This window comes from Paraburkholderia silvatlantica (assembly GCF_003096715.1).
Taxonomy (GTDB): domain Bacteria; phylum Pseudomonadota; class Gammaproteobacteria; order Burkholderiales; family Burkholderiaceae; genus Paraburkholderia; species Paraburkholderia silvatlantica.
The window spans coordinates 80,802-107,394 of sequence record NZ_QEOL01000010.1; the positions used below are offsets into that span (position 1 = coordinate 80,802).

General features: G+C 65.5%; 24 protein-coding genes. 13 read left to right on the forward strand and 11 right to left on the reverse strand.

The features are described from left to right. Nucleotides 1-748: 748 nt before the first annotated feature. Together C7411_RS15350 and ribA are read right to left on the reverse strand one after the other, a co-directional pair. Nucleotides 749-1,684, reverse strand: a complete 936-nt coding sequence (locus C7411_RS15350) for an SH3 domain-containing protein (protein ID WP_110385240.1) — start codon at nt 1,682-1,684, stop codon at nt 749-751. Between the two features lie 72 nt (nt 1,685-1,756). After that, entirely contained in the window at nt 1,757-2,404 is a 648-nt protein-coding gene (gene ribA / locus C7411_RS15355; RefSeq protein WP_110385128.1) for a GTP cyclohydrolase II, read from the reverse strand. Nucleotides 2,405-2,689: 285 nt separating this feature from the next. On the opposite strand from ribA, the gene C7411_RS15360 reads away from it, so the two are divergent. After that, complete coding sequence (locus C7411_RS15360; RefSeq protein ID WP_110385129.1) at nt 2,690-3,133, forward strand: CBS domain-containing protein; 444 nt, start codon at nt 2,690-2,692, stop codon at nt 3,131-3,133. Nucleotides 3,134-3,386: 253 nt separating this feature from the next. On the opposite strand, the gene C7411_RS15365 is transcribed toward C7411_RS15360, so the two are convergent. Next, nucleotides 3,387-3,740, reverse strand: coding sequence for a DUF4148 domain-containing protein (locus C7411_RS15365; protein WP_373682591.1), 354 nt, complete (start codon nt 3,738-3,740; stop codon nt 3,387-3,389). 210 nt (nt 3,741-3,950) lie between these two features. Beyond that, nucleotides 3,951-4,571, reverse strand: a complete 621-nt coding sequence (locus tag C7411_RS15370) for a DNA-3-methyladenine glycosylase (RefSeq protein ID WP_110385130.1) — start codon at nt 4,569-4,571, stop codon at nt 3,951-3,953. Nucleotides 4,572-4,800: 229 nt separating this feature from the next. Here C7411_RS15370 and C7411_RS15375 point away from each other — a divergent pair, with 229 nt between their 5' ends. After that, the gene (locus C7411_RS15375; protein WP_110385242.1) at nt 4,801-5,193 is read left to right on the forward strand and encodes a thioredoxin domain-containing protein; all 393 of its coding nucleotides are present in this window, start codon (nt 4,801-4,803) and stop codon (nt 5,191-5,193) included. A 7-nt stretch (nt 5,194-5,200) separates the two neighbouring features. Here C7411_RS15375 and prpR read toward each other — a convergent pair whose 3' ends face one another. After that, entirely contained in the window at nt 5,201-7,237 is a 2,037-nt protein-coding gene (prpR, locus tag C7411_RS15380; protein WP_110385243.1) for a propionate catabolism operon regulatory protein PrpR, read from the reverse strand. A 250-nt stretch (nt 7,238-7,487) separates the two neighbouring features. Here prpR and prpB point away from each other — a divergent pair, with 250 nt between their 5' ends. The 6 genes from prpB to C7411_RS15410 all read left to right on the forward strand — a co-directional run bounded on the left by prpB (nt 7,488) and on the right by C7411_RS15410 (nt 14,329). Continuing rightward, complete coding sequence (prpB, locus tag C7411_RS15385; RefSeq protein WP_110385131.1) at nt 7,488-8,378, forward strand: methylisocitrate lyase; 891 nt, start codon at nt 7,488-7,490, stop codon at nt 8,376-8,378. A 44-nt stretch (nt 8,379-8,422) separates the two neighbouring features. Further along, on the forward strand, nt 8,423-9,589 hold the full coding sequence (prpC, locus tag C7411_RS15390) for a bifunctional 2-methylcitrate synthase/citrate synthase (protein WP_110385132.1): 1,167 nt from the start codon (nt 8,423-8,425) through the stop codon (nt 9,587-9,589). A 148-nt stretch (nt 9,590-9,737) separates the two neighbouring features. Continuing rightward, a complete protein-coding gene (gene acnD, locus C7411_RS15395) occupies nt 9,738-12,335 on the forward strand; it encodes a Fe/S-dependent 2-methylisocitrate dehydratase AcnD (RefSeq protein ID WP_110385244.1) in 2,598 nt (865 codons plus the stop codon). 58 nt (nt 12,336-12,393) lie between these two features. Then, entirely contained in the window at nt 12,394-13,584 is a 1,191-nt protein-coding gene (prpF, locus tag C7411_RS15400; RefSeq protein ID WP_110385133.1) for a 2-methylaconitate cis-trans isomerase PrpF, read from the forward strand. A gap of 185 nt (nt 13,585-13,769) precedes the next feature. Beyond that, entirely contained in the window at nt 13,770-13,967 is a 198-nt protein-coding gene (locus tag C7411_RS15405; RefSeq protein ID WP_110385134.1) for a type II toxin-antitoxin system VapB family antitoxin, read from the forward strand. Beyond that, nucleotides 13,964-14,329, forward strand: coding sequence for a type II toxin-antitoxin system VapC family toxin (locus tag C7411_RS15410; RefSeq protein ID WP_110385135.1), 366 nt, complete (start codon nt 13,964-13,966; stop codon nt 14,327-14,329). Before C7411_RS15405 ends, C7411_RS15410 begins: the two co-directional genes overlap by 4 nt. A 19-nt stretch (nt 14,330-14,348) precedes the next feature. Here C7411_RS15410 and C7411_RS15415 read toward each other — a convergent pair whose 3' ends face one another. Continuing rightward, nucleotides 14,349-15,227: a peptidoglycan DD-metalloendopeptidase family protein gene (locus C7411_RS15415; RefSeq protein ID WP_110385136.1), complete on the reverse strand. Its 879-nt coding sequence runs from the start codon at nt 15,225-15,227 to the stop codon at nt 14,349-14,351. Nucleotides 15,228-15,941: 714 nt separating this feature from the next. Here C7411_RS15415 and C7411_RS15420 point away from each other — a divergent pair. Both C7411_RS15420 and C7411_RS15425 read left to right on the forward strand, forming a co-directional pair. Further along, nucleotides 15,942-17,039 carry an OpgC domain-containing protein gene (locus tag C7411_RS15420; protein ID WP_110385137.1) on the forward strand — a complete coding sequence of 366 codons (1,098 nt, stop codon included), beginning with the start codon at nt 15,942-15,944 and terminating at the stop codon, nt 17,037-17,039. A gap of 128 nt (nt 17,040-17,167) precedes the next feature. Continuing rightward, complete coding sequence (locus tag C7411_RS15425) at nt 17,168-18,022, forward strand: alpha/beta hydrolase (RefSeq protein WP_110385138.1); 855 nt, start codon at nt 17,168-17,170, stop codon at nt 18,020-18,022. Between the two features lie 36 nt (nt 18,023-18,058). Here C7411_RS15425 and C7411_RS15430 read toward each other — a convergent pair whose 3' ends face one another. Further along, on the reverse strand, nt 18,059-19,126 hold the full coding sequence (locus C7411_RS15430; RefSeq protein ID WP_110385139.1) for an AI-2E family transporter: 1,068 nt from the start codon (nt 19,124-19,126) through the stop codon (nt 18,059-18,061). Nucleotides 19,127-19,511: 385 nt separating this feature from the next. On the opposite strand from C7411_RS15430, the gene C7411_RS15435 reads away from it, so the two are divergent. Then, nucleotides 19,512-19,811 carry a DUF3331 domain-containing protein gene (locus tag C7411_RS15435; protein WP_069266348.1) on the forward strand — a complete coding sequence of 100 codons (300 nt, stop codon included), beginning with the start codon at nt 19,512-19,514 and terminating at the stop codon, nt 19,809-19,811. 25 nt (nt 19,812-19,836) lie between these two features. Here the strand turns inward: C7411_RS15435 and C7411_RS15440 are convergent, their stop codons facing one another. Then, nucleotides 19,837-20,328 carry a thioesterase family protein gene (locus tag C7411_RS15440; protein ID WP_110385140.1) on the reverse strand — a complete coding sequence of 164 codons (492 nt, stop codon included), beginning with the start codon at nt 20,326-20,328 and terminating at the stop codon, nt 19,837-19,839. Between the two features lie 246 nt (nt 20,329-20,574). Between C7411_RS15440 and C7411_RS15445 the strand changes: the two genes are divergently transcribed. Next, nucleotides 20,575-23,127: an adenosylcobalamin-dependent ribonucleoside-diphosphate reductase gene (locus C7411_RS15445; protein ID WP_110385141.1), complete on the forward strand. Its 2,553-nt coding sequence runs from the start codon at nt 20,575-20,577 to the stop codon at nt 23,125-23,127. An 850-nt stretch (nt 23,128-23,977) separates the two neighbouring features. On the opposite strand, the gene C7411_RS15450 is transcribed toward C7411_RS15445, so the two are convergent. Continuing rightward, nucleotides 23,978-24,703: a hypothetical protein gene (locus C7411_RS15450; protein ID WP_133253660.1), complete on the reverse strand. Its 726-nt coding sequence runs from the start codon at nt 24,701-24,703 to the stop codon at nt 23,978-23,980. A gap of 431 nt (nt 24,704-25,134) precedes the next feature. On the opposite strand from C7411_RS15450, the gene C7411_RS38905 reads away from it, so the two are divergent. Next, entirely contained in the window at nt 25,135-25,617 is a 483-nt protein-coding gene (locus C7411_RS38905; RefSeq protein WP_373682593.1) for a TonB-dependent receptor domain-containing protein, read from the forward strand. Between the two features lie 48 nt (nt 25,618-25,665). On the opposite strand, the gene C7411_RS38150 is transcribed toward C7411_RS38905, so the two are convergent. Together C7411_RS38150 and C7411_RS38745 are read right to left on the reverse strand one after the other, a co-directional pair. Continuing rightward, nucleotides 25,666-25,950 (reverse strand): GTP-binding protein, encoded by a 285-nt coding sequence (locus C7411_RS38150; RefSeq protein ID WP_243413175.1) that lies wholly within the window; start codon nt 25,948-25,950, stop codon nt 25,666-25,668. Between the two features lie 23 nt (nt 25,951-25,973). Beyond that, entirely contained in the window at nt 25,974-26,570 is a 597-nt protein-coding gene (locus C7411_RS38745; protein ID WP_309147580.1) for a GTP-binding protein, read from the reverse strand. Nucleotides 26,571-26,593: the final 23 nt, after the last annotated feature.

A 26,593-nucleotide genomic window follows, 5' to 3' on the forward strand; every position in this document is an offset into this window, starting at 1 on the left:
CCCCGTGAAGACAAGCAGGCAGAGCAGCAGAAGTGTGAAGCGGCCAGGCGATTTTTCGCGGACGCAACAACGCCGCGCCGCTAGCCATGCGCAAAGCGGCAAAAAGGATGCATTCAGAAGTGTGGAAAAAAAATGTGGCGACGGCCGCGTGCTGCGCACTGCGTGGTCTCCGGATTCCGCCCCCGGAGTCGGACCGCCAGCGCAGTCATCGTCGTGCGCGGCGCGAGCCCCGCTGCCAGCGTCACCGCCCGACGCTATCAGCGGGCCGCAGCCGCCTCCCTGCACGACGAGGCACGTGCCGCCATCGCCACGTCCACCTCAAAGCACTGGTTTTCCCAGCGTTATCCGGCGAACTCGGGTTCGCTCTGACTTCCTCTTGCTGACTGCGTCGCCAGGTCCCGAGCGCGCCAGCCCCCGTAGCAGAAATCCGTTGCCAGCGGCGCATGCGCGAAGCTCGCATGACGCTGGCGGCGCGCGGCCGTGCTTGCACTCGCCGCGACGACGTATTCTCACCTGGGCGCCACGAATTTACTGTCAGGGATTGTTAAATCTGTCAGTCCCGGCGATAAGCGCTGATCAACCCGGCGGAGGGCATGCCTTGGGCGCCGGCTCCAGCGAGCCAGCGTAACGCGGCGCGACTCTCAAGCGCCCTAATTGCTGTGCAATCCTAAGTCATTGCCGGAAGACAGCAGCGGCGGGATCCCCGCCATGGAGATCCCGCCGCTGCAGCGAAGCAACACGGTATGCGTCAGTGTTCGGTTTGCCGCTCGCCGCCCCGTTCGCCACCCTGGCTGGGAGCATGGCCGCCCTGAGGCGGCGCGGCCGGCCGCCCCTGCGGCTGTTGAGGTGCGGGCCCCGGCGCACGCATGCCGCCCTGCGGCTGGGGCGGCGGCTGACGGGCATAACCCTGCGCGGGCGGGCCCGCCGGCGGGCGGCCGCCGAACGGCTGCTGCTCGGGAGGGTGCCCCGCCTCGTGGGGACGCATGGTGCCCGGCGGCTCCACGTTGCCGGGCACGCGTGGCGGTTCTGCATTGCCGGGCGGCCGTCCGGCGCCCTGCGGCGGCATGTAGCCCGGCGCACGCGGCGCCTCGGGGTTGCCAGGCGGCCGTTGCGCTCCGGGCGGCGGTGCGCCGTGCATCGGCTCATTGGGCTCCGGCGGGCGCTCGCCGCCGCCAGGCGCGATCGCGGCCGGACGGCCCGGCGCGCCATGCCACGCCGGCGCTGCGGGCGGGCGGCCGCGTTCAGGCGGCGGCACGTGCTCCCAGCGCCGCTGTTCGCCATACCATGGCCGGTCGCGATAGAAGCTGCCCCAGTAGGCGCCGAGCGAGAACGTCACGATCGGCAGTCCGATCGCCGCGCCATAGTTGGTGAGCGGCACGTAGGCGCCCTGATACGGATAACTCAGATAACCGCCGTAGACCCAGCCGCGCAGACCGGGCACAGTGACGTCGCACCACGAAAAGTCGCTCACGCAGCCCATCACGGTGACGGGCTGGCCAGGTCCGAGTTCGGCAACCACGGGATAGTCGCCCGAAGGCCCGGCGTACAGATCCACCGGTTCGCTCGTGTAGGCCGCGGATTGCGCACTGGCGTCGGACGACGCGAGCACGAGGCCGGTTGCGACGCACGCGCTGGCTAGCGCAGGTACGAGCGCGCGCAGGCGCGTGTTGAGGCGCTTGGACATCGTTTCTCCCTGTTCCTGCTCGTTTTGTTTTTCGGTGCGCAATTACCGTGCCCGGCCCACGCTGTTTCGAGGCTACTCGTTCTCCTCGAAGTAATGCCCAAACTTCACTTGCTTGGTGCGGATATAACGTTCGTTTTCCTCGCGCATCGGGATCGCGAGCGCCACGCGCTCGATCACCGGGAGGCCGTGCTGCCTGAGCGTATCGAACTTCTTCGGATTGTTGCTCATCAGGCGCACCGACGACACTTTCAACAGCCGCAGGATCGCCGCCGCCGAATCGTATTCGCGCGCGTCGTCGGGCAGACCGAGGTCGAGATTCGCCTCGACGGTATCGCGGCCCTGCTGCTGCAACTGGTACGCACGGATCTTGTTCGACAGGCCGATGCCCCGGCCTTCGTGGCCACGCAGGTAAAGCAGCACGCCACGGCCTTCGGCCGCGATGTAGCGCAGCGCGAGGTCGAGCTGCTCGCCGCAGTCGCAGCGGTAGGAACCGAACACGTCGCCGGTCAGGCATTCGGAGTGGAGCCGCGTCAGCGTGGGCTCGCCGCTGCCGACGTCGCCCATGACGAGCGCGAGATGCTCGGCGCCGCCGTCCTTCACCCGGTAGACATAGGACTCGAACGTGCCGTAGCGGGTCGGCAGCGTGGCGGTCGCGTCAAGCACGACGCATTCGTTGGCGTTATCGCCGTCCGCACAGGACGACTCAGGAGGCGTAGGCATGATTCTCGAGCAGAAAACTGGCAAAACCGGCAAGGGGCCGGGTTGGGGTTCGGAACCGGAGTTTACCGCCATTTGCTCCGCCCCGCCGCCAGCCCCATAGGAGGCGGCCAGGCCCGTGCCGCATGCCCTCGGCATAAATGGTGCGACCCCGCGCATACCCCAACGACGTACGGCACGCCAGCCGCCTATACTGAAATGGCTTTCCAATGGCTTGACGGGCGATACGCCCGGCTTGCCGCGCCGCGCAATGACTGGACAACCAGAAGGACGAAGAGGGGTCGCCCTATGACAAGCGTTGCACAGGTACTCAAATCGAAGCCGGAACAGGTGGTGTACACGATCGAAGCCTCCGATTCCGTCTACAACGCAATCCGCCTCATGGCCGAAAAGCAGATTGGCGCGCTGCTCGTGACCGACGGTCCAGCGATCGCCGGCATCGTCACCGAGCGTGACTACGCGCGCAAGATCGTGCTGATGGACCGGTCTTCGAAAACGACCGCCGTGCGCGAGATCATGAGCACGCACGTGCGCTTCGTCCAACCGGAGCAGACCACCTACGACTGCATGGCGCTCATGACCGAGCGGCGCATGCGTCACCTGCCCGTCATGGACGGCGGCAAGCTCGTGGGGATGGTGTCGATCGGCGACCTGGTGAAGGAAATCATCGCCGAGCAGAAGTTCACGATCGAGCAACTCGAGCACTACATCACCGGCGGGACTGGCGCCTGACGTAGCGCTCCGGTCTATCCCAAACCGCCAGACGTGAAAAAACGCCCAATCCCGGCGGGGTTGGGCGAAGCCACCTTCCGGCGGCGGAGGTTCCACGCATGAAAAATCGCGCGGCGGTTTGCGCGCGCGGCGTGCGACAAAGGCGGAACGGTGTCCGCCTTCGCCGGTATCGGTTGGAAGCTTTGCTGGCCGGGGCGCTGCAGGGTGCGTATCAGGCGTGTTCGAAGCGCCCGGGCACCGGCTTGCTGCCCGCTTAGTTGCCGAAGTAGACCGACTGCGACGGGCGCACCGTGGCCGGCTGGCCCGACTGCGCCGAACCCGAGGTCGACGGGCCATAACCGCTCGTGTCGGCTGCCGGCGCTTGTTGCGCCAGGCCTTCCTGCCGGCTCACGCGGGCTTCGGCGGCCTGGATGTCGCTCGGGTACGTCGCGTCGTTGGCGGTAGCCGGGTTGTAGCCGGCCTTCTCGAGCTGGATCAATTCGGACTTCACCTCGGCGCGCGTGACCGGACCGTTGCCTTGCACCTGGGCAAACGAAAGGGCCGGAGCAGCCACGAGGGCGGCGACGAATGCAGCCTGGATCAGGGTAGTACGGGACTTCATGTTCATTACCTCCATCACTTGTTTTATGCCGGCGGCGGTGTCTGCTTGCATCGCCGAACCAGTGACTTCAGTCTATTGAGACATGAGATCAGGGTAAACCCGTATTTTGAGAAAATACACTTTCAACCACGGCAACAATGCCGCGCGCATGCGATGTCCCCCGAGCGCCTTGCGGCGCGGCGCTTCCCGCGGATTCCGCCGGGGCGCCCGAGCCAGTCAAAGCGGGGCGACGCTGCCGTCCAGCAGCTTGCGCGGGCCGCTCACGAACCGGCTGCCCAGTTCGTAGAAGCGCAGCGGCCGGTCCATCTCCCGCGAGAGCCCGATGCGCGTCGTCACACCCACGGGCCGCCCAGGTTCGTCCACGCGGCCAATCCAGAGTCCGTGCCCGCGGCACAAGTCGACGCCATCGAAAGCCGCCGCAATGCCGAACGCCTGTGAGAGCCGTCCCGGCCCGCGCGCGAGATCGCGCAGCGGGACGCCGGGGCGCAGCGCCTCCATCGCGGCGATGCCTTCGAGCGGCTCCAGTGCACGAAACAGGATGCCCGCGCCCACGTCCGCGGCTTCGCTCGACATGTTGAACATCCAGGCACTGCCGTAGGTCAGCCGCACGTGGGCATGACCGCGCTCGAGGAACATCGCGGCGTTATAGGGCCGGCGGCCGATGTAGGCGTAGCTCGTGGAGTCGCCCACGGGATACGCTTCGACTTCCACGAGCCGCCCTGCCATGCGGCCGCGCGCGAGGTCGCGCACGAGATATTTGCCGACCATGAAGCGCGCCAGCTCGGCGGTGTCGAGCGGCAGGTCGTCGCGCTGCAGTGGCAGGATCGTCATCGTCATCGAAGCGTTCTCGGGGTGGCCGGCTCGGGCATCGCGGTTTCGCGGACCGGCAGAGTGTAGCGCCGGCCGCGCCCAGCTACTGCCGATCTACTGCCTGACCACGTGCGGTCGGCCATTGCGCTACCATCGTCCGCATATCCGCGCGAACGGTTCGCGCTACCTCATGATCCGGCGCCTGTCGTTCGACGATTCGTCGCGACCCGACAAGCGCCACCGAAGGAGCCGCACGATGAACGAACAAAGCGCGATCCAATTCCTCTCGACCGTGCGCAAGCCCCTGCTTACGCTGCACAAGGCGATTCTCGACCACGAGCGCAAGGAGTACGAACGCGAGTTCGGACCCGTCACGCCGGCGGCCTTCCTGCAGGTGCTCATCAATGGCTCGGGCTTTCGCTGGCTCATGCCGCTCTCGACGGTGATCGCCAACGTCGACGAAACGCTCGACGCCAAGGACGCGGGCCCAGACGATCGCATCGGCGCGGCGCAAGGCGTGGCCGCGCTCTTTTCCGGCGAGGAATCGGCGGAGTTCTACGAGCGTTATCAGGCGTTGCTGCAGGCGAGCCCCGAGATCCTGCATTTGCACGGAACGGTGGCGCCGCTGCTGAACGCCCTGAAGAACTGAGTGCGTTTCAGGCGCGCGGCGCCTTGCGAGGCGCCGCGGCCACCGTTGCCTCGGCTGCCGCGCTGCCGCGCCTGGCGCTGGCGGCGGAAAGGCGCCGCCAAAGCGTCGTCTTGCTGATGCCGAGCATCTCGCACGCACGGTCGCGATCGCCATTGCAGGCGTCGAGGACGGCGCGGATTTCATCGGCTTCGGTATGGAGGCTGCGCTCGCGCAAGGTGAGCGCGCCCTCTCCTGCTGTCCCCGCGGCGTCACGCGCCGCGCGGCGGGACTCGAACACCTCCGGCGCGATCGAGCGCAGGACGTCGGGCGTCAGCACATCCTCTTCCGAATCGGCCAGCTCCACCACCATCCGCTCGACCACGTTCTGCAGCTCGCGCACGTTGCCGGGCCATGCGTGCCGCGCGAGCGCGCCGCTCACGAGCGCAAGCGTGCGCGCGGCGTCTTCGGGCGTGCGGATGCGCACGGCCACGCGCGGCTCGCGGCGCGAGGCCTGGAACAGCAGTTCTGCCGCCAGCAAGACGATATCGGCCCCGCGCTCGCGCAACGGAGGGATGGCGAGATTGAGAATGTTCAGGCGATAGAAGAGATCCGCGCGAAACTCGCCCGCTTCGATCTGCTCGGTGAGCGCGCGGTGCGTGGCGGCGACCACGCGCACGTCCACGCGTGTGGGCTCCGTGGCGCCGAGGCGCACCACCTCGCGCTCCTGCAGCACACGCAGCAGGCGGCTCTGCAAGGGCAACGGCATCTCGCCGATTTCATCGAGAAAGAGCGTGCCGCGGTGCGCCGCCTCGATGAGCCCCACCTTGCCGCCGCGCCGCGCGCCCGTAAACGCGCCCTCCTCGTAGCCGAACAGCTCGCTCTCCAGCAGCGCCTCGGGAAACGCACCGCAATTCATCGCGACGAACGGAAAGTCGCGCCGCGGACTCTCGCGATGAATGCCCTGCGCGATCATCTCCTTGCCGGTGCCGCTTTCACCGCGGATCAGCACCGTGGCGTCCGACTTCGCATAGCGCCGCGCGAGCTGGCGCACGCGCTCGATGCCAGGCGTCGCGCCGCTCAGGTCGTCCAGCCGGTAGCGCGCGACGAACTGCTGCATGCGCTGACGCGAGCGCAGCGTGCGGTCGAGCCGCTCCACCGCGCGCGACTCCTGGAACGTGAGCACGGCGCCCGTCGTCACGCCATTGTCGACGAGCGGCCCGCGGTGCACGACATAACTCACGCCGCGCACCGTCTCGAGCGATTCGCCATCGGCGTCTGGCAGCGCGAAGGCAATGTCGGGCGCGAGCGACGCGAGCGGCTGTCCTGCAGCCGCCGCCGGATCGATGCCGAGCACGGCGGCGAGACGCTGGTTGATCGCCTCCACGCGGCCGCGCGCGTCGAGCGCGACCACCCCGTCGCGCAGATGTTGCAGCACGCTGTCGAGGCGCTGGCGGCGCTGCGTCTCGCGCCAGGTGGCTTGCACGAGATCCAGCGCGTTGTCGAAAGCCGCGCGCACCGAGGGCCGCGAGTAGACGAAAAACGGCACGAGCCCGAGCCGGGCCGCAAGGTCGTTGACGAGGCCCGGCCCCACGACCGCGCCCACGCCGCGATCGCGCAGGTCGAGCACGCAGGCCTCGGCGTCCTGGACCGTGCGGTACTGGCCGAATACCACGTCGATGCCATAGGCGCTGACAAAGCGCCGCACCTCCACGGGCGTCTCGCCATAGGTGACGAGCGCGACGAGATCGGCCTCGCGCCGCGCGCGGGCGAGCGCCTGCATCACGTCGAAGCCGGTAGGCTGCACGAGCACCACGGGCAGGTCGATTCGCGCCTTCAGGTAGGTGCCGTTCGAGCCCGCCGCCACCACCACGTCGGGCCGCTGGTTCGGCCCCGCTGCGGCGATTTCGGCCACCGCTTCCTCGAAGCCGCGCGGCACCACGCGCAGGTCCGCGATCTCGTCGTATTCGCGGGCGATGTCGCGAAACAGGTCGCGCAGGCGGCTGATGCCCATGGCCCACACGCGCGGGCGGATGACGGAAGAAGCGGGAGCGGGAAAGCGGTTCATGATGTCCAACGTTACGGTCCTCGTGTCTGGCGCCCGGCCGAGGCGGCCAGTGCAGCCGAAAGCCGGCCGTCAGCCAGTTTTCGCATTATCGCCCGTCGATTTCATTTTTGAAATTGCAGTTTCATCCCGGAAATCAGGGCCGGCTACCGGCACGCGCGATTGAGGCGCAAAATCAACGGGTTAGCCTCCATGCGCGGAGCTGGCACGCTACCTGCAGTATGGGTCGGCGACTCAATTGGAGACATCCCACATGAACAATCGATTCCCCGCAAGCGCCGGCGCGAAATTCCGCGCAGCCGTGGCCGCCGAACAACCGCTGCAAGTCGTCGGCGCCATCACCGCGTATGCGGCCAGGCTCGCGCAGGCGACCGGCTTCAAGGCCGTTTATCTCTCGGGCGGCGGCGTGGCCGCCAACTCGCTCGGCGTGCCGGACCTCGGCATCAGCACCATGGACGACGTGCTGATCGACGCCCGCCGCATCACCGACGCCGTGGACATTCCGCTGATGGTCGACATCGACACCGGCTGGGGAGGCGCCTTCAACATCGCGCGCACGATCAAGTCGTTCATCAAGGCGGGCGTGGCAGCCGTGCACCTCGAGGACCAGGTGGGCCAGAAGCGCTGCGGCCATCGCCCGAACAAGGAAGTCGTGCCGGCCGGCGAGATGGTGGACCGCGTGAAGGCCGCCGTGGACGCGCGCACCGACGACGGCTTCGTGATCATGGCCCGCACCGACGCGGCCGCCGTGGAAGGCATCGATGCCGCGATCGAGCGCGCCGTGGCCTACGTGGAAGCAGGCGCGGACATGATCTTCCCCGAAGCGATGAAGACGCTCGACGACTACCGCCGTTTCCGCGCCGCCGTGAAGGTGCCGATTCTCGCCAATCTCACGGAATTCGGCTCGACGCCGTTCTTCACGACCGAAGAACTCAGGAGCGCGAACGTGGATATCGCGCTCTACTGCTGCGGCGCGTATCGTGCGATGAACGCCGCCGCGCTGAACTTCTACGAGACCGTCAAGCGCGACGGCACGCAAAAGGCCGCCGTCCCGACGATGCAGTCGCGCGAGGACCTCTACACGTACCTCGGCTATCACGCGTACGAAGACAAGCTCGACGCGCTCTTTGCCGCGAAGAAGTAAATCCGGCCATACCGTTCACCGATACATAGAGAGAGGAAGACACCATGAGCGAAGCAGAAAACACCACGCAAGCCGCCGGCGGTTTCAAGCCGAAGAAGTCCGTTGCGCTCTCGGGCGTGGCGGCGGGCAACACGGCGCTGTGCACCGTGGGCCGCACCGGCAACGACCTGCACTATCGCGGCTACGACATTCTCGATCTCGCCACCGCGTGCGAATTCGAAGAAGTCGCCTACCTGCTCGTGCACGGCAAGCTGCCGAACACGGCCGAACTGGCCGGCTACAAGGCCAGGCTCAAGGCGCTGCGCGGCCTGCCCGCCAACGTGAAGACGGCGCTCGAAGCCGTGCCCGCCTCGGCGCACCCGATGGACGTGATGCGCACGGGCGTCTCGATTCTCGGCACCGTGCTGCCCGAGAAGGACGACCACAACCTGCCGGGCGCGCGCGACATCGCCGACCGCCTGATGGCCTCGCTCGGCTCGATGCTGCTGTACTGGTATCACTTTTCGCACAACGGCAAACGCATCGAAGTCGAAACCGACGACGACTCGATCGGCGGCCACTTCCTGCACCTGCTGCACGGCCGCGTGCCGTCGAAGTCGTGGGTGGACGCGATGCACGTGTCGCTCAACCTGTATGCCGAGCACGAGTTCAACGCCTCGACGTTCACGGGCCGCGTGATCGCGGGCACGGGCTCGGACATCTACTCGGCCATCACGGGCGCGATCGGCGCGCTGCGCGGTCCGAAGCACGGCGGCGCGAACGAAGTCGCGTTCGAGATCCAGTCGCGCTACGAAAACGCCGACGACGCGCAAGCCGATATCCGTGCGCGCGTGGAAAAGAAGGAAGTCGTGATCGGCTTCGGCCACCCGGTGTACACGATCTCGGACCCGCGCAACAAGGTCATCAAGGAAATCGCCAAGAAGCTCTCGAAGGAGCAGTCGAACATGAAGCTGTTCGACATCGCCGAGCGCCTCGAATCGACAATGTGGGAAGTCAAGAAGATGTTCCCGAACCTCGACTGGTTCAGCGCGGTGTCGTATCACATGATGGGCGTGCCGACCGCCATGTTCACGCCGATCTTCGTGATCGCGCGCACGGCCGGATGGAGCGCGCACATCATCGAGCAGCGCATCGACAACAAGATCATCCGCCCGAGCGCGAATTACACGGGTCCGGAGAATCTGAAGTTCACGCCGATCAGCAAGCGCTGACGCGCGCCGGATCAGCCACACCAGCCGCCCGGACGGACTATGACGTTCGGACGACTGGGAGACGGCGGCGCGCGCGTATAGAGTGAGGACATTCGCTCACGGCGCGCGCTGCCGCCGCCAACCCACTCCCTCTTTGGTCCCCCAAGCCGTGAATACCGCCTACCGCAAGTCCCTCGCCGGCACCCGGCTCGATTACTTCGACGCGCGCGAAGCCGTCGAGGCCATCCAGCCCGGCGCCTACGACACGCTGCCGTACACCTCGCGCGTGCTCGCCGAAAACCTCGTGCGCCGCTGCGACCCGGCCACGCTCACCGCGTCGCTCGAGCAACTCATCGAACGCAGGCGCGACCTCGACTTTCCGTGGTTCCCCGCGCGCGTGGTCTGCCACGACATCCTCGGGCAAACCGCGCTCGTCGATCTCGCGGGCCTTCGCGACGCCATTGCCGACCAGGGCGGCGACCCTGCCAAGGTGAATCCGGTCGTGCCCGTGCAGCTGATCGTCGACCACTCGCTCGCCGTGGAATGCGGCGGCTTCGACCCGGACGCGTTCAGGAAGAACCGCGCGATCGAAGACCGACGTAATGAGGACCGCTTCGACTTCATCAACTGGACGAAGAAGGCATTCAAGAACGTCGACGTAATTCCGCCGGGCAACGGCATCATGCACCAGATCAATCTGGAGAAGATGTCGCCCGTGATCCAGGCACGCGAAGGCGTGGCGTTTCCCGACACCTGCGTGGGCACCGACAGCCACACGCCGCATGTGGATGCGCTCGGTGTGATCGCCATCGGCGTGGGCGGCCTCGAAGCCGAGAACGTCATGCTCGGCCGCGCCTCGTGGATGCGCCTGCCCGATATCGTCGGCGTGGAGCTCACGGGCAAGCGCCAGCCCGGCATCACCGCCACCGACATCGTGCTCGCCCTCACCGAATTCCTGCGCAAGGAAAAGGTCGTGGGCGCGTACCTGGAGTTCCGCGGCGAGGGCGCATCGAGCCTCACGCTCGGCGACCGCGCCACGATCTCCAACATGGCCCCCGAATACGGCGCCACCGCTGCGATGTTCTTCATCGACAACCAGACGCTCGACTATCTGCGCCTCACAGGACGCGAAGAAGAGCAGGTCAGGCTCGTCGAAACCTATGCGAAGACCGCGGGCCTCTGGGCCGACACGCTCGCTCACGCGCAATACGAGCGCACGCTCACGTTCGATCTTTCGAGCGTGGTGCGCAACATGGCTGGCCCGTCGAACCCGCACAAGCGTCTGCCCACGTCCGCTCTCGCGGAGCGCGGCATTGCGGGCAAGTGGGAAGAAACGCCGGGCCAGATGCCCGACGGCGCGGTCATCATCGCCGCCATCACGAGCTGCACGAACACGAGCAACCCGCGCAACGTGATCGCCGCCGCCCTGCTGGCGCGCAACGCGAACGCGCGCGGCCTCGCGCGCAAGCCGTGGGTGAAAAGCTCGCTCGCACCGGGTTCCAAGGCCGTCGAGCTTTACCTCGAGGAAGCCAACCTGCTGCCGGATCTGCAAAAACTCGGCTTCGGCATCGTCGCGTTTGCCTGCACCACGTGTAACGGCATGTCGGGCGCGCTCGACCCGAAGATCCAGCAGGAGATCATCGACCGCGACCTGTACGCAACCGCCGTGCTCTCGGGCAACCGCAACTTCGACGGCCGCATTCACCCGTATGCGAAGCAGGCATTCCTCGCCTCGCCGCCGCTCGTCGTCGCGTACGCGATCGCGGGCACGATCCGGTTCGACATCGAGCGCGATCCGCTCGGCACGGACAAGGACGGCAAGCCTGTGTACCTCAAGGACCTCTGGCCGACCGATGAAGAGATCGACGCCATCGTCGCGAAGAGCGTGAAGCCCGAACAGTTCCGCAAGGTGTACGAGCCGATGTTCGCGGTTACGGCGGCAAGCGGCGAAACGACCGACCCGCTCTACGACTGGCGCGCGCAAAGCACGTATATTCGCCGTCCGCCGTACTGGGAAGGCGCGCTGGCCGGTGAGCGCACGTTGAAGGGCCTGCGCCCGCTCGCGGTGCTCGGCGACAACATCACGACGGACCACCTCTCGCCTTCAAACGCCATCCTGCCGAACAGCGCAGCGGGCGAGTACCTCGCGAAAATGGGCCTGCCCGAAGAGGACTTCAACTCGTACGCGACGCACCGCGGCGACCACCTCACGGCACAGCGCGCAACCTTCGCGAACCCCACGCTCATCAACGAGATGGCCGTGGTGGACGGCGCGGTGAAGAAGGGCTCGCTTGCGCGCATCGAGCCGGAAGGCAAGGTCACGCGCATGTGGGAAGCCATCGAAACCTACATGGAACGCAAGCAGCCGCTCATCATCATTGCGGGCGCGGACTACGGCCAGGGCTCGTCGCGCGACTGGGCGGCCAAGGGCGTGCGTCTCGCGGGTGTGGAAGTGATCGTGGCTGAAGGCTTCGAGCGCATTCACCGCACGAACCTGATCGGCATGGGCGTGCTGCCGCTGGAGTTCAAGGCGGGCACGAACCGCACGACGCTCGGCATCGACGGCACGGAAACCTATGACGTGATCGGCGAGCGCACGCCGCGCGCCGATCTCACGCTCGTGATTCGCCGCAGGAACGGCGAGCGCGTGGAGGTGCCGGTTACCTGCCGGCTCGATACGGCCGAAGAAGTGTCGATCTACGAAGCAGGCGGCGTGCTGCAGCGTTTCGCGCAGGACTTCCTCGAATCGTCACAGGCAGCGGCATAAACGGGAAACGGGCGGCGCAGCGGTCGCACGCGCGCCGCCCTTCGTTTCAGGACAACATATGGCACACGTACCCCAGATCAAGATTCCCGCCACCTATATCCGCGGCGGCACCAGCAAAGGCGTGTTCTTCCGCCTCCAGGATCTGCCCGCTTCGGCGCAGCAGCCCGGCGTTGCGCGCGACAAGCTGCTCATGCGCGTGATCGGCAGCCCCGACCCGTACGGCAAGCAGATCGACGGCATGGGCGGGGCGACGTCGAGCACGAGCAAGACCGTGATTCTGGCCAAAAGCAGCAAGCCCGACCACGACGTCGACTACCTGTTCGGCCAGGTCGCCATCGACCGGGCCTTTGTGGACTGGAGCGGCAACTGCGGCAATCTCTCCGCCGCCGTGGGCCCGTTCGCGATCAGCGGCGGCCTCGTCGACCCGAGCCGCGTGCCCGACAACGGCGTGGCGACCGTGCGCATCTGGCAGGCCAACATCGGCAAGACCATCATCGCGCACGTGCCGATGACGAACGGCCACGTGCAGGAGACGGGCGACTTCGAACTGGACGGCGTGACCTTCCCCGCCGCCGAAGTGCAGCTTGAATTCCTCGACCCGGCCGCCGAGGAAGAAGGCGCGGGCGGCGCGATGTTTCCCACCGGCAATCTCGTGGACGACCTCGAAGTACCGGGCGTGGGCACGCTCAAGGCCACGATGATCAATGCGGGCATTCCGACGATCTTCGTGAACGCCGAGGCCATCGGCTACACGGGCACGGAATTGCAGGACGCGATCAACAGCGACGCGCAGGCACTCGAGAAGTTCGAGACGATCCGCGCGCACGGCGCGCTGCGCATGGGACTCATCCAGCACCTCGACGAGATCGCCACGCGCCAGCACACGCCGAAAATCGCTTTCGTGGCAAAGCCCGCGGGCTATACGGCGTCGAGCGGCAAGCAAGTGGAAGCCGGCGATGTAGACCTGCTGGTGCGCGCCATGTCGATGGGCAAGCTCCACCACGCCATGATGGGCACGGCGGCCGTGGCGATCGGCACCGCGGCGGCCATTCCCGGCACGCTCGTGAATCTCGCGGCGGGCGGCGGCGAACGCAGTGCGGTGCGCTTCGGGCATCCGTCGGGCACGCTGCGCGTGGGCGCCGAGGCGCGTCAGGAAAACGGCGAATGGACGGTCACGAAGGCCATCATGAGCCGCAGCGCGCGCGTGCTGATGGAAGGATGGGTGCGGGTGCCGGGGGACGCGTTTTAAGGTGCGCTTTCAAGAAGTGCGCGGTTTGCGGTGATGAAAAAACCGCCCTGACGTTGCGATGCGTCAGGGCGGTTTTGCTTTAGCACAATGTTTTTCCAACTAGACAACAGGACCGGCCTTGGAAACATCGAAATTCGCATCATTTGATGCTAAATTCTATGCCTGCACATTGAGAGGTAACTGCCATGCGCACCACCATCGCTCTCGACGACGACTTGATCGCCAAAGCCCAGGCCTATACCGGTCTGGAAGAAAAGACGGCGCTCGTGCGCGAAGCCCTCAAAGCCCTTATCCAACGCGAGGCCGCGAGACGGCTGGCGAACCTTGGCGGCAGTCAGCCCGGCATCGTGGCCGCGCCGCGCCGCCGGACGGATGCCGAATGATTCTGGTCGACACCTCGATCTGGATCGACCATTTCAACGCCGCCGATCCCCTATTGATGGGCCTGCTCGTAGACGAGCGCGTGCTTACGCACGCTTACGTGATCGGGGAAATCTCGCTTGGCAGCCTGCGCGAGCGCGATGTCGTCCTCGGCGCGTTGCGCGACTTGCCAGCCGTACCCATCGCCACGCCGGAAGAAACGTTCTACCTGATCGAGCAAGCAAACCTGTCCAGACGCGGCATCGGCTACGTCGACACGAGTCTGCTTGCTTCGGCCCGCCTGCAACCGGGCGTCACGATCTGGACCCGTGACAAGCGGCTTGGAAAGGTTGCCGGCGAACTCGGTCTCGCCGCGCAGATCTGACACCCGGAACGCGCCGCCTTCAGCCCTGCGGCGGCGACGGCAAATACGGCATCGGGTCCACCGGCTTGCCATCGCGGCGCACCTCGAACAGCACCGCCACGCGGTCATTGTTCTCGCTGCCCATCTCGGCGATCTGCTGGCCCTGATGCACCATGTCGCCGGTCTTCACGAGCAGACGGCGGTTGTGCGAGTAAGCCGTGAGGAAGTCCTTGTTGTGCTGGACGATGATCAGGCTACCGTATTCGTTCAGGCCCGTGCCCGCGTACATGACTTTGCCGTCTGCTGCGGCGATCACGGGGTCGCCGGCCTTGCCCGCGATCTCGATGCCGCGCGTCGCGCCCGGCGCGAACGGTTCGACCACGCGGCCATGCGCGGGCCAAACGAGCGCCACGCTGTTGGCGTGGCGCGCCATTTCGGCGGCAACCTGGCGGCTTCCTGCCGTATTCGCGGCTGCGCTCGCGGTGGAGTTCGCCGTTGCGCCGCCAGCTGGCGGCGCGGCCACCTGAACAGTGATCGTCTGCTTCGAAACCAGCTTGATCGACTGGCCTGCGCGTAGATGACCGTTCGGCTTCAGGTGATTCCAGGCGGCCAGATCCCTGACCGAAACACTGTGCTTTTGCGCGATGCGCTGCAACGTGTCGCCGCGGCGCACGCGCACGTACGTCGTTTTCGTGACGACGCGCGTGACGGACGCACTCGCCGCCTGTTGTTGTGCGCTGCTGGCATCGGCGCTCGCCGCGTCGGAGGCCGGGATCGCCGTTGCCGCCGTGTCGGGCTGCGGCTGTTGTTGCGGTTGCTGCTGGTTCATGCTGGCGCAGCCGCCCAGCAGGGCCGCCAGCCCCAATGCGGCCCAAAACCCCTTGAGACCGCGTTGGCCGATACGATCGTCTTCGAACATTGTTCTCTCCTGCGGTGCTTGCAGCCGCGCGATGCAGCGAGGTGGATGCCCGGGACGGTCTGCCGCGGATGCCGCGCTCCCGCCCCCTCATGACACTCCGGCTCGCCTGCGCCGGCCGCTTCGATCTGCGTCTAAATTGACCGCATCTCGAACCATAAACATTCAACGCACGCGATCGTCGATTTAACGAACGAGCGTGCCATCTCAAATTCGATCCGGCATTGTAAAGCGCAACGCCACGAAATCAGCCCAGGGAGAACACTTTGAAACAAATGTTAATTAGCCGAATTCCTGCTCCGTGGAGGCAAGGGCAACGCGCCAGAAGCAACTGCCCCAAATCCGCGTCACGGCGACGTTCGCCGCGGCGGTATGATCGCGCCCCTTCCCTGCCATATCGGCACACGCCCCCAGAAACTTGAACGGCACACCGACGGCGCCCGCTGAAAGGTATTTGAAATTACGTTAACATCGGCGATGTCAACGTAAACCCGCATATGGCGGGAACCCTCGCGTATTCCTCAGGTCTTTTTCTGCGTTTGTCGTGCGGCCGCCCCGGTAACCACTTTCACGGTTTCCCGCGCGAGGCGCCGCGCGCACCTCGCGCGAATTCCTGATTTTTCATGCAGGTACTTTCAGCATCTGCCTGCCCGCCGGCCCGTTTTGCATCGTCGGCTGCTTCAAGCGCCCCATGCCGGCCCGGCCTGCTGCCCCAACATGTCAAAGTCATCCAACCGTCTAGTCGAACTCGATTTCTTCCGCGGCCTCGTCCTGCTGATCATCGTCGTCGATCACATCGGCGGCAGCATCGTCTCGCGCGTCACGCTGCACGCCTACGCGCTGTGCGACGCGGCCGAGGTCTTCGTCTTCCTCGGCGGCTTCGCCACGGCCACAGCATGGGCCGCGCTGTGCGCACGCCGCACCGAGGCCGCGGCGCGGCAGCGCTTCATCAGGCGCGCGTTCGAGATCTACCGCGCGTTCGTCGTGACGGCGCTGTTGATGCTGCTCGTCACGGCGATTCTCGTTGCGTGCAACGTCGATGCGCCCAACCTCGCCACCACCGATCTCGACGATCTCACGCTCGCGCCCGCGGCCGCGTTGCGCGACATCGTGCTGCTGCGCCGCCAGCCGTATCTGGCCGGCGTGCTGCCGATGTATGCGTGCTTCGCCCTCGCCGCCCCGCTCGCATTGCCGCTCGCGCGCACGCGGCCGGGGCTGCTGCTGGCCGTGAGCCTCGCGCTCTGGGGCGTTGCGCCGTACCTGGCGCCGTGGTTGCCGCACGTCGAAGACGTGCAATGGGATTTCAACCCGTTCGGCTGGCAGTTGATGTTCGTGCTCGGCGTGATCGCGCACGCGCAGCCCGTGTTCCAGCGGGTGAGCGCGCACCGTTTCGGCACGCTCGTGACCCTCGCTGCACTCGCCGTCGTGGCAGGCGCCGCGATCTATCGCCTGCAGCTCGGCAACGTCGCGCTCGACGGCGACTTCAAGCGCAACCTCGCATGGTTTCGCGTGCTCAACTTCCTTGGCATCGCGTGGCTCACGGCGCATGTCATCCGCCTCGGCTGGGCGAAGCGCGTGGCGCATGCGCTGCCCTGGGTGGGCCTCGTCGGCCGCAAGGGGATGCTCTCGTTCGTGGCCGGCGCCGTGATTTCGCTCACGGTCGACTCGGTGCTCTACTGGTACACCGACGGCTATCTGAACGTGCCGCTCGGCCTCTGCGCCGACGCCGTCGCGATCACCACGCTGCTGCTCGTCGCGCGCGCGTCCGACCCGCTCAGGCGGCTGCTGCCTTCGCGCGCCAAAGCTTCCGCCTGAAGCGACGGCGCGGCTTCCCAGGCCATGCCGCGCGCAGGCACGCCGATCACGGCTTCCGGTGCGCACGAGCGGCTGCTAGCATGATGACCCCGCGCCGCCGGCGCGCCACCGCCCACGATGTCCCTGCCATGCGCAGACTCCTTCGCACCGCGCTGCTCCCGCTCGCTCTTTCTTGCGCGGCGTTCGTCATGCCGGCGGCGCCCGCCGCGGCGAGCACGGTCGTCGTCCGCACGTTCCACGCCGCGGCGCTCAACCGCGACTGGCCCTACGTGGTGTACCTGCCGAACGGCTATCGCGCCGACCAGGGCCGCTACCCGGTGCTCTATCTCCTGCATGGCAACAACGGCGAGCCGATGGACTGGGTCACGCAAGGCCAGCTCCAGATCGCCGCCGACACGCTGATCGCCCGTCACGAGATCCCGCCCGTGGTGATCGTGATGCCGCAAGGCGGCACGGACTGGTACGTCGACCGCAAGGAGAAGATGGAGACGGCGTTTTTCCAGGATCTGCTGCCCGAGATCGAGTCGCACTTCGCGGTGGACGACGCGCGCGACGGCCGCGCAATCGGCGGTGTCTCGATGGGCGGGTTCGGCGCGCTGCGCTACACGCTGAAGCACCCCGACATGTTCTGCGGCGCGCTGCTGCTTTCCCCGGCAGTCTATGCGGGCGACCCGCCGCCGGGTTCGGCGGCGCGTCACGTGGGGGTGTTCGGCGACCCTCAGTTCGATGCGCAGATCTGGCGCACACTCAACTATCCGGCGCTATGGAAGCCGTATTTCGCGCGGCCCTGGCGCGTGCCGTTCTTCATCGCCGCCGGCGACGACGACCTCGTGATCCAGGCCGAGTCGTCACTGCTCTACACGCGGCTGCGCGAGGCGGGCAACCCGGCGGCGCTGCGCATCGTGGACGGCGGCCACGTGTGGCCTGTGTGGCGCGAATTGCTGCCCGCCGCGCTCAAGTACACGCTCGCCTGCTTCCGTTGAGCGAGGCGCGCGGCGCGCCTCGCCGCGACCCGGGCGTCACTCCGCCCAGTTCACCCAAAGCACCATCAGCACGGTCATGAGCGCCGGGCCGATGAAGATGCCGATCAGCCCGAAGGTCGTCGCCCCGCCCAGAATGCCGAACAGCACGAGCAGAAACGGCAGGCGCGTGGAATTGCCGATCAGCACGGGCCGCACGAAATGCTCGGCGACGAACACAACCACGAATCCCCACACCGCAAGCGCAGCCGCCGCGATCAGCGAACCCTGGATGACGAGCCACAGCGCCGCGCCGCAGAACACGATGGGCGCGCAAAACGGCAACATGGCCGCGATGGCGGTGACCGTGCCGAGCAGCGCTGCATGCGGTACGCCGGTCGCGATATAGGCGGCGGCCAGCAGCACGCCCTCGCCCAGCCCCACGACCACGAGCCCCGTGACCGTGGCGCGCACGGCGGCGGCCATGCGCTGCAGAAGCTGTGCGCCGTCGGCGCCGAAGGCGCGGCGCGCGCCGCGCATCACCGTCGCCGAAAGACGCGGACCGGCCCGGAAGATCACGAACAGCGTGACGAGCATGAAGCCGAACGTCATCGTGGCGTGGGCGGCGCGCGCACCGAAGTGGCGGCCGAACGAGGTGATGGTGTCGCCGTGCAGGCTCTTCATCGCCGGGGACGCCTTGAGCGGCTGGGCGAGATTGGCCTGCCACCAGTCGCTCACCTGGCGGCTGCCGACCGGCAGATGCGCAACGAAGTCGGGTACTGGCACGCCGTTCTCCTGGGCGTCGCGCAGCCAGAGGTAAAGCTCGTGAGCCTCGCCGCCGGCCTGAATGGCCGTGACGGCGATCGGCAGGAGCACGAGCAGGCCGATTGCGGCAGTGAGCAGCGTGGCGATCAGCGTCTTGCGGCCCTTGAACCATGCGCGGCGCTCGATCGCCTGATAGGTGGGCCACAGGACGATGGCAAAGACGCTCGCCCAGGCCACGGCGGGCAGGAACTCGCGCACGATCCACAGCGCCAGCAAGACGAGCGTCGCGTAGAGCACCGCAGAGGTGACGCGCTGGATTTTCTGCTCGTTTGCGGAGTTCGGAGCAGGCGGACGATGAATCATGTAACCTCGTGAAAATTCAAAAAACAGGTGCTCGGGTTTTGTGGCTGCGCAGCCGAAGGGCAAGCAGCCAACGCGATGCAGCAAATCAATCCAGCCGGGCCAGTCTTCCCTCAGATTCACATCGGCCCCGGCCGTTCCGTCCCCACCCTGGAACGCCCTCCAGGCGCCCGCTTTGGGGCCGCTCGATGTCGCGCCAAGTACAACAGTGCGTTGCACAAATCGGAGATGTCGACCCCCAATCCGCCGCAAACCCCCACTCCTTCGTTGATCGCAACGTGTCGCAGGGCGATTGTTGCTGATAATGGAATGGTGTTTCAACGGCGACAGAATGGCACTTGTCAGCGCGCAGGACTACATTCGCGGCACCACACTTACGGAGCCGACAATGAAGAAAAAAGCGTGTCTCTCGCTTGACGGAGCCAACGGTGAGCGCATCGAAATACTCGAGCAGACGGATACGGCGCTGGTGATCCGCTGGGTCGAACCCGGTCGCTGCCATTATGGCGAACAGCGCTGGCGCCGCCGCTCGGCGCATTCTTCGGGCACCTGCGCCGTGTCGCGCCGCAAGATCCGCCGCGGCGACGCCGTGTTCAAGCCGGCCGAACGTCCCGCGCCGCTGAACGCCTCGGTCATGATCGCCGCCGAAGTGTTCGGCGCCCTCATCGGCGCCGAACTGCCGAAATAAACACGCCAACGTCGCCGAGGCGCCCTCAGCGAGGCGCGAGCGAGATCGCCCGCGCGGCATGGCGCGGCGCGACGCCCGCCGAGGCGGCACACAACGCCGCCACGCGCGCGAGCACATCGGCGTCGAAGGCCGCCGCGCGCGGGCCCGAGCGGTCCACATGCAGGAGCAATTGCTCGCTCGCCGAGACGGGCGAGGCGAGCGCATCGTCGAGATCGCCCGCGAACATCTCCAGATACAGGCGCACACGTTTCGCGTCGTGCTCGATCACCCGGACGTCGACGCGCACCGGCGCGCCCTCCTTGATCTCGTGGAGATAGTTCAGGTGCGCTTCCAGCGTGTACATCGACCGCCCGCGCGCCTCGCGCGCAGCCGCGTCGAGCCCGATGGCATCGAGCAGCGTGTCGGTCGCATAGCTGTAGATCAGCATGTAGAACGCGTCGCGCAGATGGCCGTTGTAATCGACCCACTCTGCCCGCACCGTGTCGCGGTAGACCACGGGCGCCGTTTCGTTCGTCATCCAGTCTCCTCCCCCGTCTCCACATTCGGTGCCCGCACACAGGCGCGAGCAGTGTAACCGCAGACCCGCGTCGTCCGCCTCGACGCCGGCAGGCTCCGGCGCCGCCGCATGCGTGCTCGCGCCGCCGTGCACGCGGCGCGCCGCTGCGGTAAGGTTGAACGGTCGCGGCACAGCCGCGGCGCAGTAGACCCCGTTCCAACGCCCTTCAACCGCCGCCTCCCGCGCGGCGCTCCGCGAGGCCCGGCCATGGCAGAAAACACGCCCCCGCTTCCGTTTCCCCCGCAGCAGTTCTCCCTCGACGTGATGCTCGAGAAGTACGCCAAAGGCGACGAGCAGACCGCCGACGACATCTACCGCCGCGTCGCGCGCGGCGTCGCGCAGGTCGAGCCGCCCGCGCTGCGCGCCGAGGTCGAGGCGCGCTTCGTCGACAATCTGCGCCACGGCGCGCTGGGCGCGGGGCGGATCATGAGCGCGGCGGGCGCCGGCATCGAAGCCACGCTGATCAACTGCTTCGTGCAGCCTGTGGGCGACAGCATCCAGGGCGTGGACGGCGAAGGGCGCCCCGGCATCTACGTCGCGCTGCTGCAGGCCGCCGAAACCATGCGGCGCGGCGGCGGCGTGGGCTACAACTTTTCGGCGATCCGCCCGCGCGGCGCGCACGTGAAGTCGACGGGATCGAGCGCATCGGGGCCGTGCAGCTACATCGACGTGTTCGACGCCTCGTGCCGCACCGTGGAAAGCGCGGGCGCACGGCGCGGCGCGCAGATGGCCGTGCTCGACTGCGATCACCCCGACCTGCCCGAATTCATCGAGGCCAAGCATTCGAAGGGGCGCTGGAACAACTTCAACGTCTCGGTCGCGGTGACTGACGAATTCATGCGCGCCGTGGAAAACGACGCGCCCTGGCAGCTCGTGCACCGCGCCGAGCCCTCGCCCGCGCTGCGCGCCTCGGGCGACCTGCAGCGCCGCGACGACGGCCTGTGGGTCTACGCCGAAACGCGCGCCCGCGCGCTGTGGGATGCGATCATGCGCTCGACCTACGACGTGGCCGAGCCGGGCGTGGTGTTCATCTCGCGCATGAACGAGGACAACAACCTGCGCGCGCTCGAATCCATCCGCGCGACCAACCCGTGCGGCGAGCAGCCTTTGCCCGCCTACGGTTGCTGCAACCTCGGACCGCTCGACCTCACGCGCTTCGTGATCGACCCGTTCGCGCAAATGCGCGGCGGCAAGGCGGATTTCGACTGGAATCAACTCGCCGAACGCACGGGCACCCAGGTACGCTTTCTCGACGACGTGCTCGACGCCACGCTCTGGCCGCTGCCCGAGCAGCAGGCGGAGGCGGCGGCCAAGCGGCGTATCGGCGTGGGCTTCACGGGACTCGGCGACACGCTCGTGATGCTCGGCATCCGCTACAACTCGCCCGAAGGCTGCGAATTCGGCGCGCGCGTGGGGCGCACGATGCGCGACGCCGCCTATCGCGCCTCCGTCGAACTCGCGCGCGAGCGCGGCGCGTTTGCGCTCTTCGACGCGAGGACCTACCTCGAAGAAGGCACCTTTGCCTCGCGCCTGCCCGACGACCTCAAGGCCGAGATCCGCGCGCACGGCATCCGCAACAGCCATCTGCTTTCCATCGCGCCCACGGGCACGGTGAGCCTCGCGTTCGCCGACAACGTCTCGAACGGCATCGAGCCCGCGTTCTCGTGGACCTACCAGCGCACGCGCCGCATGGCCGACGGCAGCCGCGAAACGTTCAACGTCGAAGACCACGCGTGGCGTGTGTTCCGCGAGTTGGGCGGCGACGTGAGCGCACTGCCCGCCTGCTTCGTGAGCGCGCTGGAAATGAGCGCGCAGGATCACGTGGCGATGATGGCGGCCGTGCAGCCGTATGTCGACACGTCGATCTCGAAGACCGTCAACGTGCCAGCCGACTATCCGTTCGAAGACTTCGAAAACCTCTATCTCGACGCATGGCGGCGCGGCCTCAAGGGACTCGCGACCTACCGCCCCAACGAGACGCTCGGCGCGGTGCTGCAAACGCTGCCCCCCGATGCGACGGCGACGGCCGACGATGCGCTCGGCGACGCCCTGCTCGACCCGCTGCGCGTGGCGATCGACCATCGGCCCAAGGGCGAGTTGCCCGCCGTGATCGAGAAGATCGAGTACATCACGCAGACGGGCAAGGTGTCGCTCTACGTGGCGGTGTCATTTCTCGAAGTGACGGGCCAGGTGGGCGGCGAAGCCGTGACGATCGAGCGGCCTATCGAATTCTTCATTCCCGTGGGCCAGCGCGACGAGCAGCAGCAATGGATCACGGCAACCATGCGTTCGCTCTCGCTCGCGGCGCGAGGCGGTTTCGTCGCGCGCAATCTGCAGGATTTGCGCAAGGTGTCGTGGGATCGCGGCCAGGTGCGCTATGGCGAGACGCAGCGTCTGGACGGCCGGCGCATTCCGCTGTGGCACGACTCCGAGGTCGCGGCCATCGCCTATGCGATCCAGCAGATCCTGCATCGGCGCGGCTTTCTCGATGCCGAGGGACGTCAGGTGCCGTCACGCCTCCTCGCGCAGCGGCGTGACGGTGCGCTGGCCGCGCAATTCACCGGCAACGCGCGGGCCGGCGCGGAACAACCCGGCGACCCGGTGCTGGAGGGCGACAACGCGCTGCCCGCCGATACCCAGCACGCGTTTGCTCACGCGATGCTCGGCCGCAAGTGCGGGTCGTGCGGGGCGAATGCGGTGATCCGCAAAGACGGGTGCGACTTCTGCACGGCGTGTGGGGAGATTGGGACTTGCGGTTGAGATTGGGCGCTCTGGCCCGGGGCTGCGGTGTGAGCCGCCGCGTAAAATGAAATATCCGCCGCATAAAATGAAATGCCCAACCGCATAAAATGAACTATTGCATTTCGTGTAATGTTCAAGCGAATGTCCGTCCCGCGCCCGCCTGCTACGCAGGCGGGCGCTTTTAAATCGGCTTCCATCTCATCCGTTGTCACCGTTGCCGCCCATGCGACCGCAGATGCCACGCACCGTGCTTGGTTAGGCTTTTCAGGATTGGTGAGCTGTGCCAACCCTGATCAGAGGATCGGCCCGAGGCGATATCCCGCGGTCTCCCGAGATGCCTCGCGCGTCATGGTCAAACCGTCATCTGCACGATTTTCCTGAACGGGATCGTGTCCCATGTGGACTCCCGACAACGCCGTCGCCGGACAAAGTGGCTGCGCTGTGATCCGAGGAGAGCGTCGCCCGGTCTGGATGCATCGGGGCTCTACTGGAAGGTCAAGGCCGGATCTCTGGAGATGGCTTCTGCGATGCCCGCGAGCGACACGCTGCGCGTCTGGTTCTCGACTGCACCTCGGCTCACTGGCTAAGACATCTCTTGGGCAAAACGCTCGTAATTGATGAAAGATCCCGCTGCTGATCGCGGGAGCTGCTTGGTCGCGAGTCCATGCTGACATCCGCAGGTTATCGCCAGGCCGACCTCTCCCAGTTGCGCGAAATCAAGCTGAGCAGCTTCACGCTGCGATCCTCAAACGATGCGCCACAGCCAGAGCAGCAGTTCACACGTTGAGAAGATTGAGCTGCCCGCCGCCCACTTTTCACAGTGAAAAGTGGGCGTGAGTCATGGGTATACCGTTCTCTTCTTCGTATTTCACTCGTCTTTTGCGTCCGACTCCAATGCATCTCGAACGGCGAGGCTGTATTCGAGCATTGCGATGGTACGATCCATTTCCTGAAGCAACATCCAGCTCAGAAAATTCATAAAATAGAAGGCCGGGATGATAAATACCAAGATTCGAATAAGATTTTCAGAGTGCGACCATAAGGTACTTGCCACGCCTACGAAAGTCGCAATAGCCGGAAACAGTCCCACTTTATCTATCGCACCAGCAAGCAACGCACCGCGCCTTTCGAACGAATTTCGCGCATGTTTGTACTGTGCCAGCTCAAAAGCCACGGCGTTGCGGTTGCAGGCCAGCAACATGTTTACCAGCGGCAAGTCTGTCTGAGAGTCGCCTTTGGCTGCAGAAAGCAACGATGAATAGGGAGCTTTCCGCAGCCGATTCAAAAAGGGTAGCGCTCCACCGATTCCGATAAACGATGCCGCTATCAAAAGCAACCCAAGCAAGGCACTGGCTGCAAAAAATGCGTCGCGGACAGTGTCCCTTTCGGTTATCCAGCTCAACAATACAAGCACGAGAAGTGCGGCGAGTATTGCGATCGCATGCTCCCTCAACGCGGTCGCGGCATTTTCGAACCACCGCTCCGCATCAGTCCTGTCCCCCTCGGGTCTTTTGCGCGTGGTCATCTTCGCCACGATCTCTCGTACTTCTGCGACATCCTCTTCCCGGACGAACGGATATTTGCCTCGTTCCACGAATACTCCTCTTTTGGTTCTCAACGGCCAGTCGTGACAAGACGGGGGCTCCAACCGCCACTGCATGAATGTGCTCCATTCCCGGGAGCCTGTTCCACGTAGGTTGGGGAGACCTTATACCGCCCTCGTCGCGGCGACCAAAGCTGGCAAGAGAGCTATGCAGGCTCCGTTTGATAGCAGTCGAGCGGCTGTGACGAGGACGGCTCATACCGTTACATCGGCAAAAAGTAGTGCCGGCGACTTCAGTGTGTTTGCCCCTATTGGCGGAGTAGACATTGATGACCATGCACCTTGCATGTCCCACTAAACGTCCCCGAGTCAGATAACCCACCTCCGTGCACTTCCCCACACCCGCTCACGTCCATCCCGTTGGCTCGCCCGTCATTGGCAGCGGCACTGCGCACCGGCCCGCAAACTCAGTCTCTTGAATGATGCTGAGCATTGATGCGCGCGCATTCAGAGCCGCACTCAACAACGTTGCGCAGCCGGACTTCTCGACGGGTTTCTTTGTCCCCACCGGGGCGCAAGTTACGCGAGGTTTCGACTTCTCTGTCAAGGGGCAGATTGCCCCGGGCCTTAGAGTCACGGCCGGCTATACCTATTCCGACCCACAGGTGCCGAATTCGTTTAGCAGTCAAATTGCACGGCATACGGGGAATGTCTGGCTGTATTACGACGTACAGGGAGAGCGTTTCCACGGATTGGGAGGCGGTGTCGGGGTAACCGCCAGTAGCCGCGTGCAATACGTCGATACGACCGGTTTGCTGTCGCCTGCAGGCACCACTTTTACCGTACCCGGACAAGCGCAGACTGATATGACGCTTTGCCGCCCCCGACGATCTGCCAATCGGCGTTGTCACCTCGCTTTTCGGCGGATCATGCGTCGTGTGGCTGGTACGTACCGAGATGGATAGTTCGGCGACCTGTCCGCGCGGCAGAGTAGTGAAAGTCAAAAAGGGCAACTACGCACAGCCGTCAAGTCCCGCCTTGATAATGTCTGCAGGCAACTGTTTGCCGATGAAGACGATCCTGGTTTCCCGGATGTCATTGGGCGACCACGCCTTACCGAAATCGGCGCCGAAGATCATATGGACCCCGTGGAAGACCAGGCGCCGGTCCAGTCCTGCGATATTTAACACACCCTTATAGCGCAGCATCGACGCACCGTATATAGACACGATCGTGCCGAAGAATGCATCGAGCTTCTCCTGATCGAGAGGCGTCGTATTGCGATACACGAACGACATAACGTCGTCGTCGTGCGTGTGTGTCACGTCTTCGAGAAAGTATGGCTCGATTTCGATGATTGCATCAAGGTCGAAGCTTCGGATATCCAGAAGTTGGGAGACATCGGTCGTACCAAAATGTGAGTCCTTATGGGCGCACGAGGATTCATCTGCCTCAATCGCTGCATCAGTGCGTACGTTTGCGCCTCCCCCACCAGGTCCGCCTTCGATACGAGTATGCGATCGGCGAAGCCGACCTGCTCCTGCGCTTCGTGGTGCTCGTCGAGCTGGCTTGCGCCATGACACGCTGTAGTTCGGCGGCTGAGTGCATGGAAAACCTCTGGTGGTAAAGTTGTCGAAAATGGTATGTTATAACATTGCATTAATGTTGCGCTAGGACGAATGGACCGTGTTCTCCTCTCGGATTTAGGAAGCCTTGAAGCCTCGGCCGTTGGCTGTTTAGTCACCACATTGACAATGCCCGTCGGATTCATCATCCCGGTGAGAACGGCGTCTGCCCCTTTGATGACCTCCACTTGCTCGACCGCGGCAATCGGCAAGCCGAGCGAATTCGCACCTTCCGACGGGGTCCTTTGATGACTCGCACCCCGCAACTTGAGGCCCCGTCCACTTTTACGCATCCTCTTGTCTGAGCCAAACAGTC

What these genes read in the sequence shown, in the direction of transcription:
- C7411_RS15415 (WP_110385136.1), bottom strand. Translation starts at nt 15,227, where the DNA reads ATGTTCGAAGACGATCGTATCGGCCAACGCGGTCTCAAGGGGTTTTGG.
- C7411_RS15350 (WP_110385240.1), bottom strand. Translation starts at nt 1,684, where the DNA reads ATGTCCAAGCGCCTCAACACGCGCCTGCGCGCGCTCGTACCTGCGCTA.
- C7411_RS15370 (WP_110385130.1), bottom strand. Translation starts at nt 4,571, where the DNA reads ATGACGATGACGATCCTGCCACTGCAGCGCGACGACCTGCCGCTCGAC.
- C7411_RS15440 (WP_110385140.1), bottom strand. Translation starts at nt 20,328, where the DNA reads ATGACGAACGAAACGGCGCCCGTGGTCTACCGCGACACGGTGCGGGCA.
- C7411_RS15405 (WP_110385134.1), top strand. Translation starts at nt 13,770, where the DNA reads ATGCGCACCACCATCGCTCTCGACGACGACTTGATCGCCAAAGCCCAG.
- prpR (WP_110385243.1), bottom strand. Translation starts at nt 7,237, where the DNA reads ATGAACCGCTTTCCCGCTCCCGCTTCTTCCGTCATCCGCCCGCGCGTG.
- C7411_RS38150 (WP_243413175.1), bottom strand. Translation starts at nt 25,950, where the DNA reads ATGTCGTTCGTGTATCGCAATACGACGCCTCTCGATCAGGAGAAGCTC.
- C7411_RS15365 (WP_373682591.1), bottom strand. Translation starts at nt 3,740, where the DNA reads ATGAACATGAAGTCCCGTACTACCCTGATCCAGGCTGCATTCGTCGCC.
- C7411_RS15420 (WP_110385137.1), top strand. Translation starts at nt 15,942, where the DNA reads ATGTCAAAGTCATCCAACCGTCTAGTCGAACTCGATTTCTTCCGCGGC.
- C7411_RS38745 (WP_309147580.1), bottom strand. Translation starts at nt 26,570, where the DNA reads ATGCGTAAAAGTGGACGGGGCCTCAAGTTGCGGGGTGCGAGTCATCAA.
- C7411_RS15410 (WP_110385135.1), top strand. Translation starts at nt 13,964, where the DNA reads ATGATTCTGGTCGACACCTCGATCTGGATCGACCATTTCAACGCCGCC.
- prpC (WP_110385132.1), top strand. Translation starts at nt 8,423, where the DNA reads ATGAGCGAAGCAGAAAACACCACGCAAGCCGCCGGCGGTTTCAAGCCG.
- C7411_RS15375 (WP_110385242.1), top strand. Translation starts at nt 4,801, where the DNA reads ATGAACGAACAAAGCGCGATCCAATTCCTCTCGACCGTGCGCAAGCCC.
- C7411_RS15430 (WP_110385139.1), bottom strand. Translation starts at nt 19,126, where the DNA reads ATGATTCATCGTCCGCCTGCTCCGAACTCCGCAAACGAGCAGAAAATC.
- C7411_RS15445 (WP_110385141.1), top strand. Translation starts at nt 20,575, where the DNA reads ATGGCAGAAAACACGCCCCCGCTTCCGTTTCCCCCGCAGCAGTTCTCC.
- C7411_RS15360 (WP_110385129.1), top strand. Translation starts at nt 2,690, where the DNA reads ATGACAAGCGTTGCACAGGTACTCAAATCGAAGCCGGAACAGGTGGTG.
- prpB (WP_110385131.1), top strand. Translation starts at nt 7,488, where the DNA reads ATGAACAATCGATTCCCCGCAAGCGCCGGCGCGAAATTCCGCGCAGCC.
- C7411_RS38905 (WP_373682593.1), top strand. Translation starts at nt 25,135, where the DNA reads ATGCTGAGCATTGATGCGCGCGCATTCAGAGCCGCACTCAACAACGTT.
- C7411_RS15435 (WP_069266348.1), top strand. Translation starts at nt 19,512, where the DNA reads ATGAAGAAAAAAGCGTGTCTCTCGCTTGACGGAGCCAACGGTGAGCGC.
- ribA (WP_110385128.1), bottom strand. Translation starts at nt 2,404, where the DNA reads ATGCCTACGCCTCCTGAGTCGTCCTGTGCGGACGGCGATAACGCCAAC.
- prpF (WP_110385133.1), top strand. Translation starts at nt 12,394, where the DNA reads ATGGCACACGTACCCCAGATCAAGATTCCCGCCACCTATATCCGCGGC.
- C7411_RS15425 (WP_110385138.1), top strand. Translation starts at nt 17,168, where the DNA reads ATGCGCAGACTCCTTCGCACCGCGCTGCTCCCGCTCGCTCTTTCTTGC.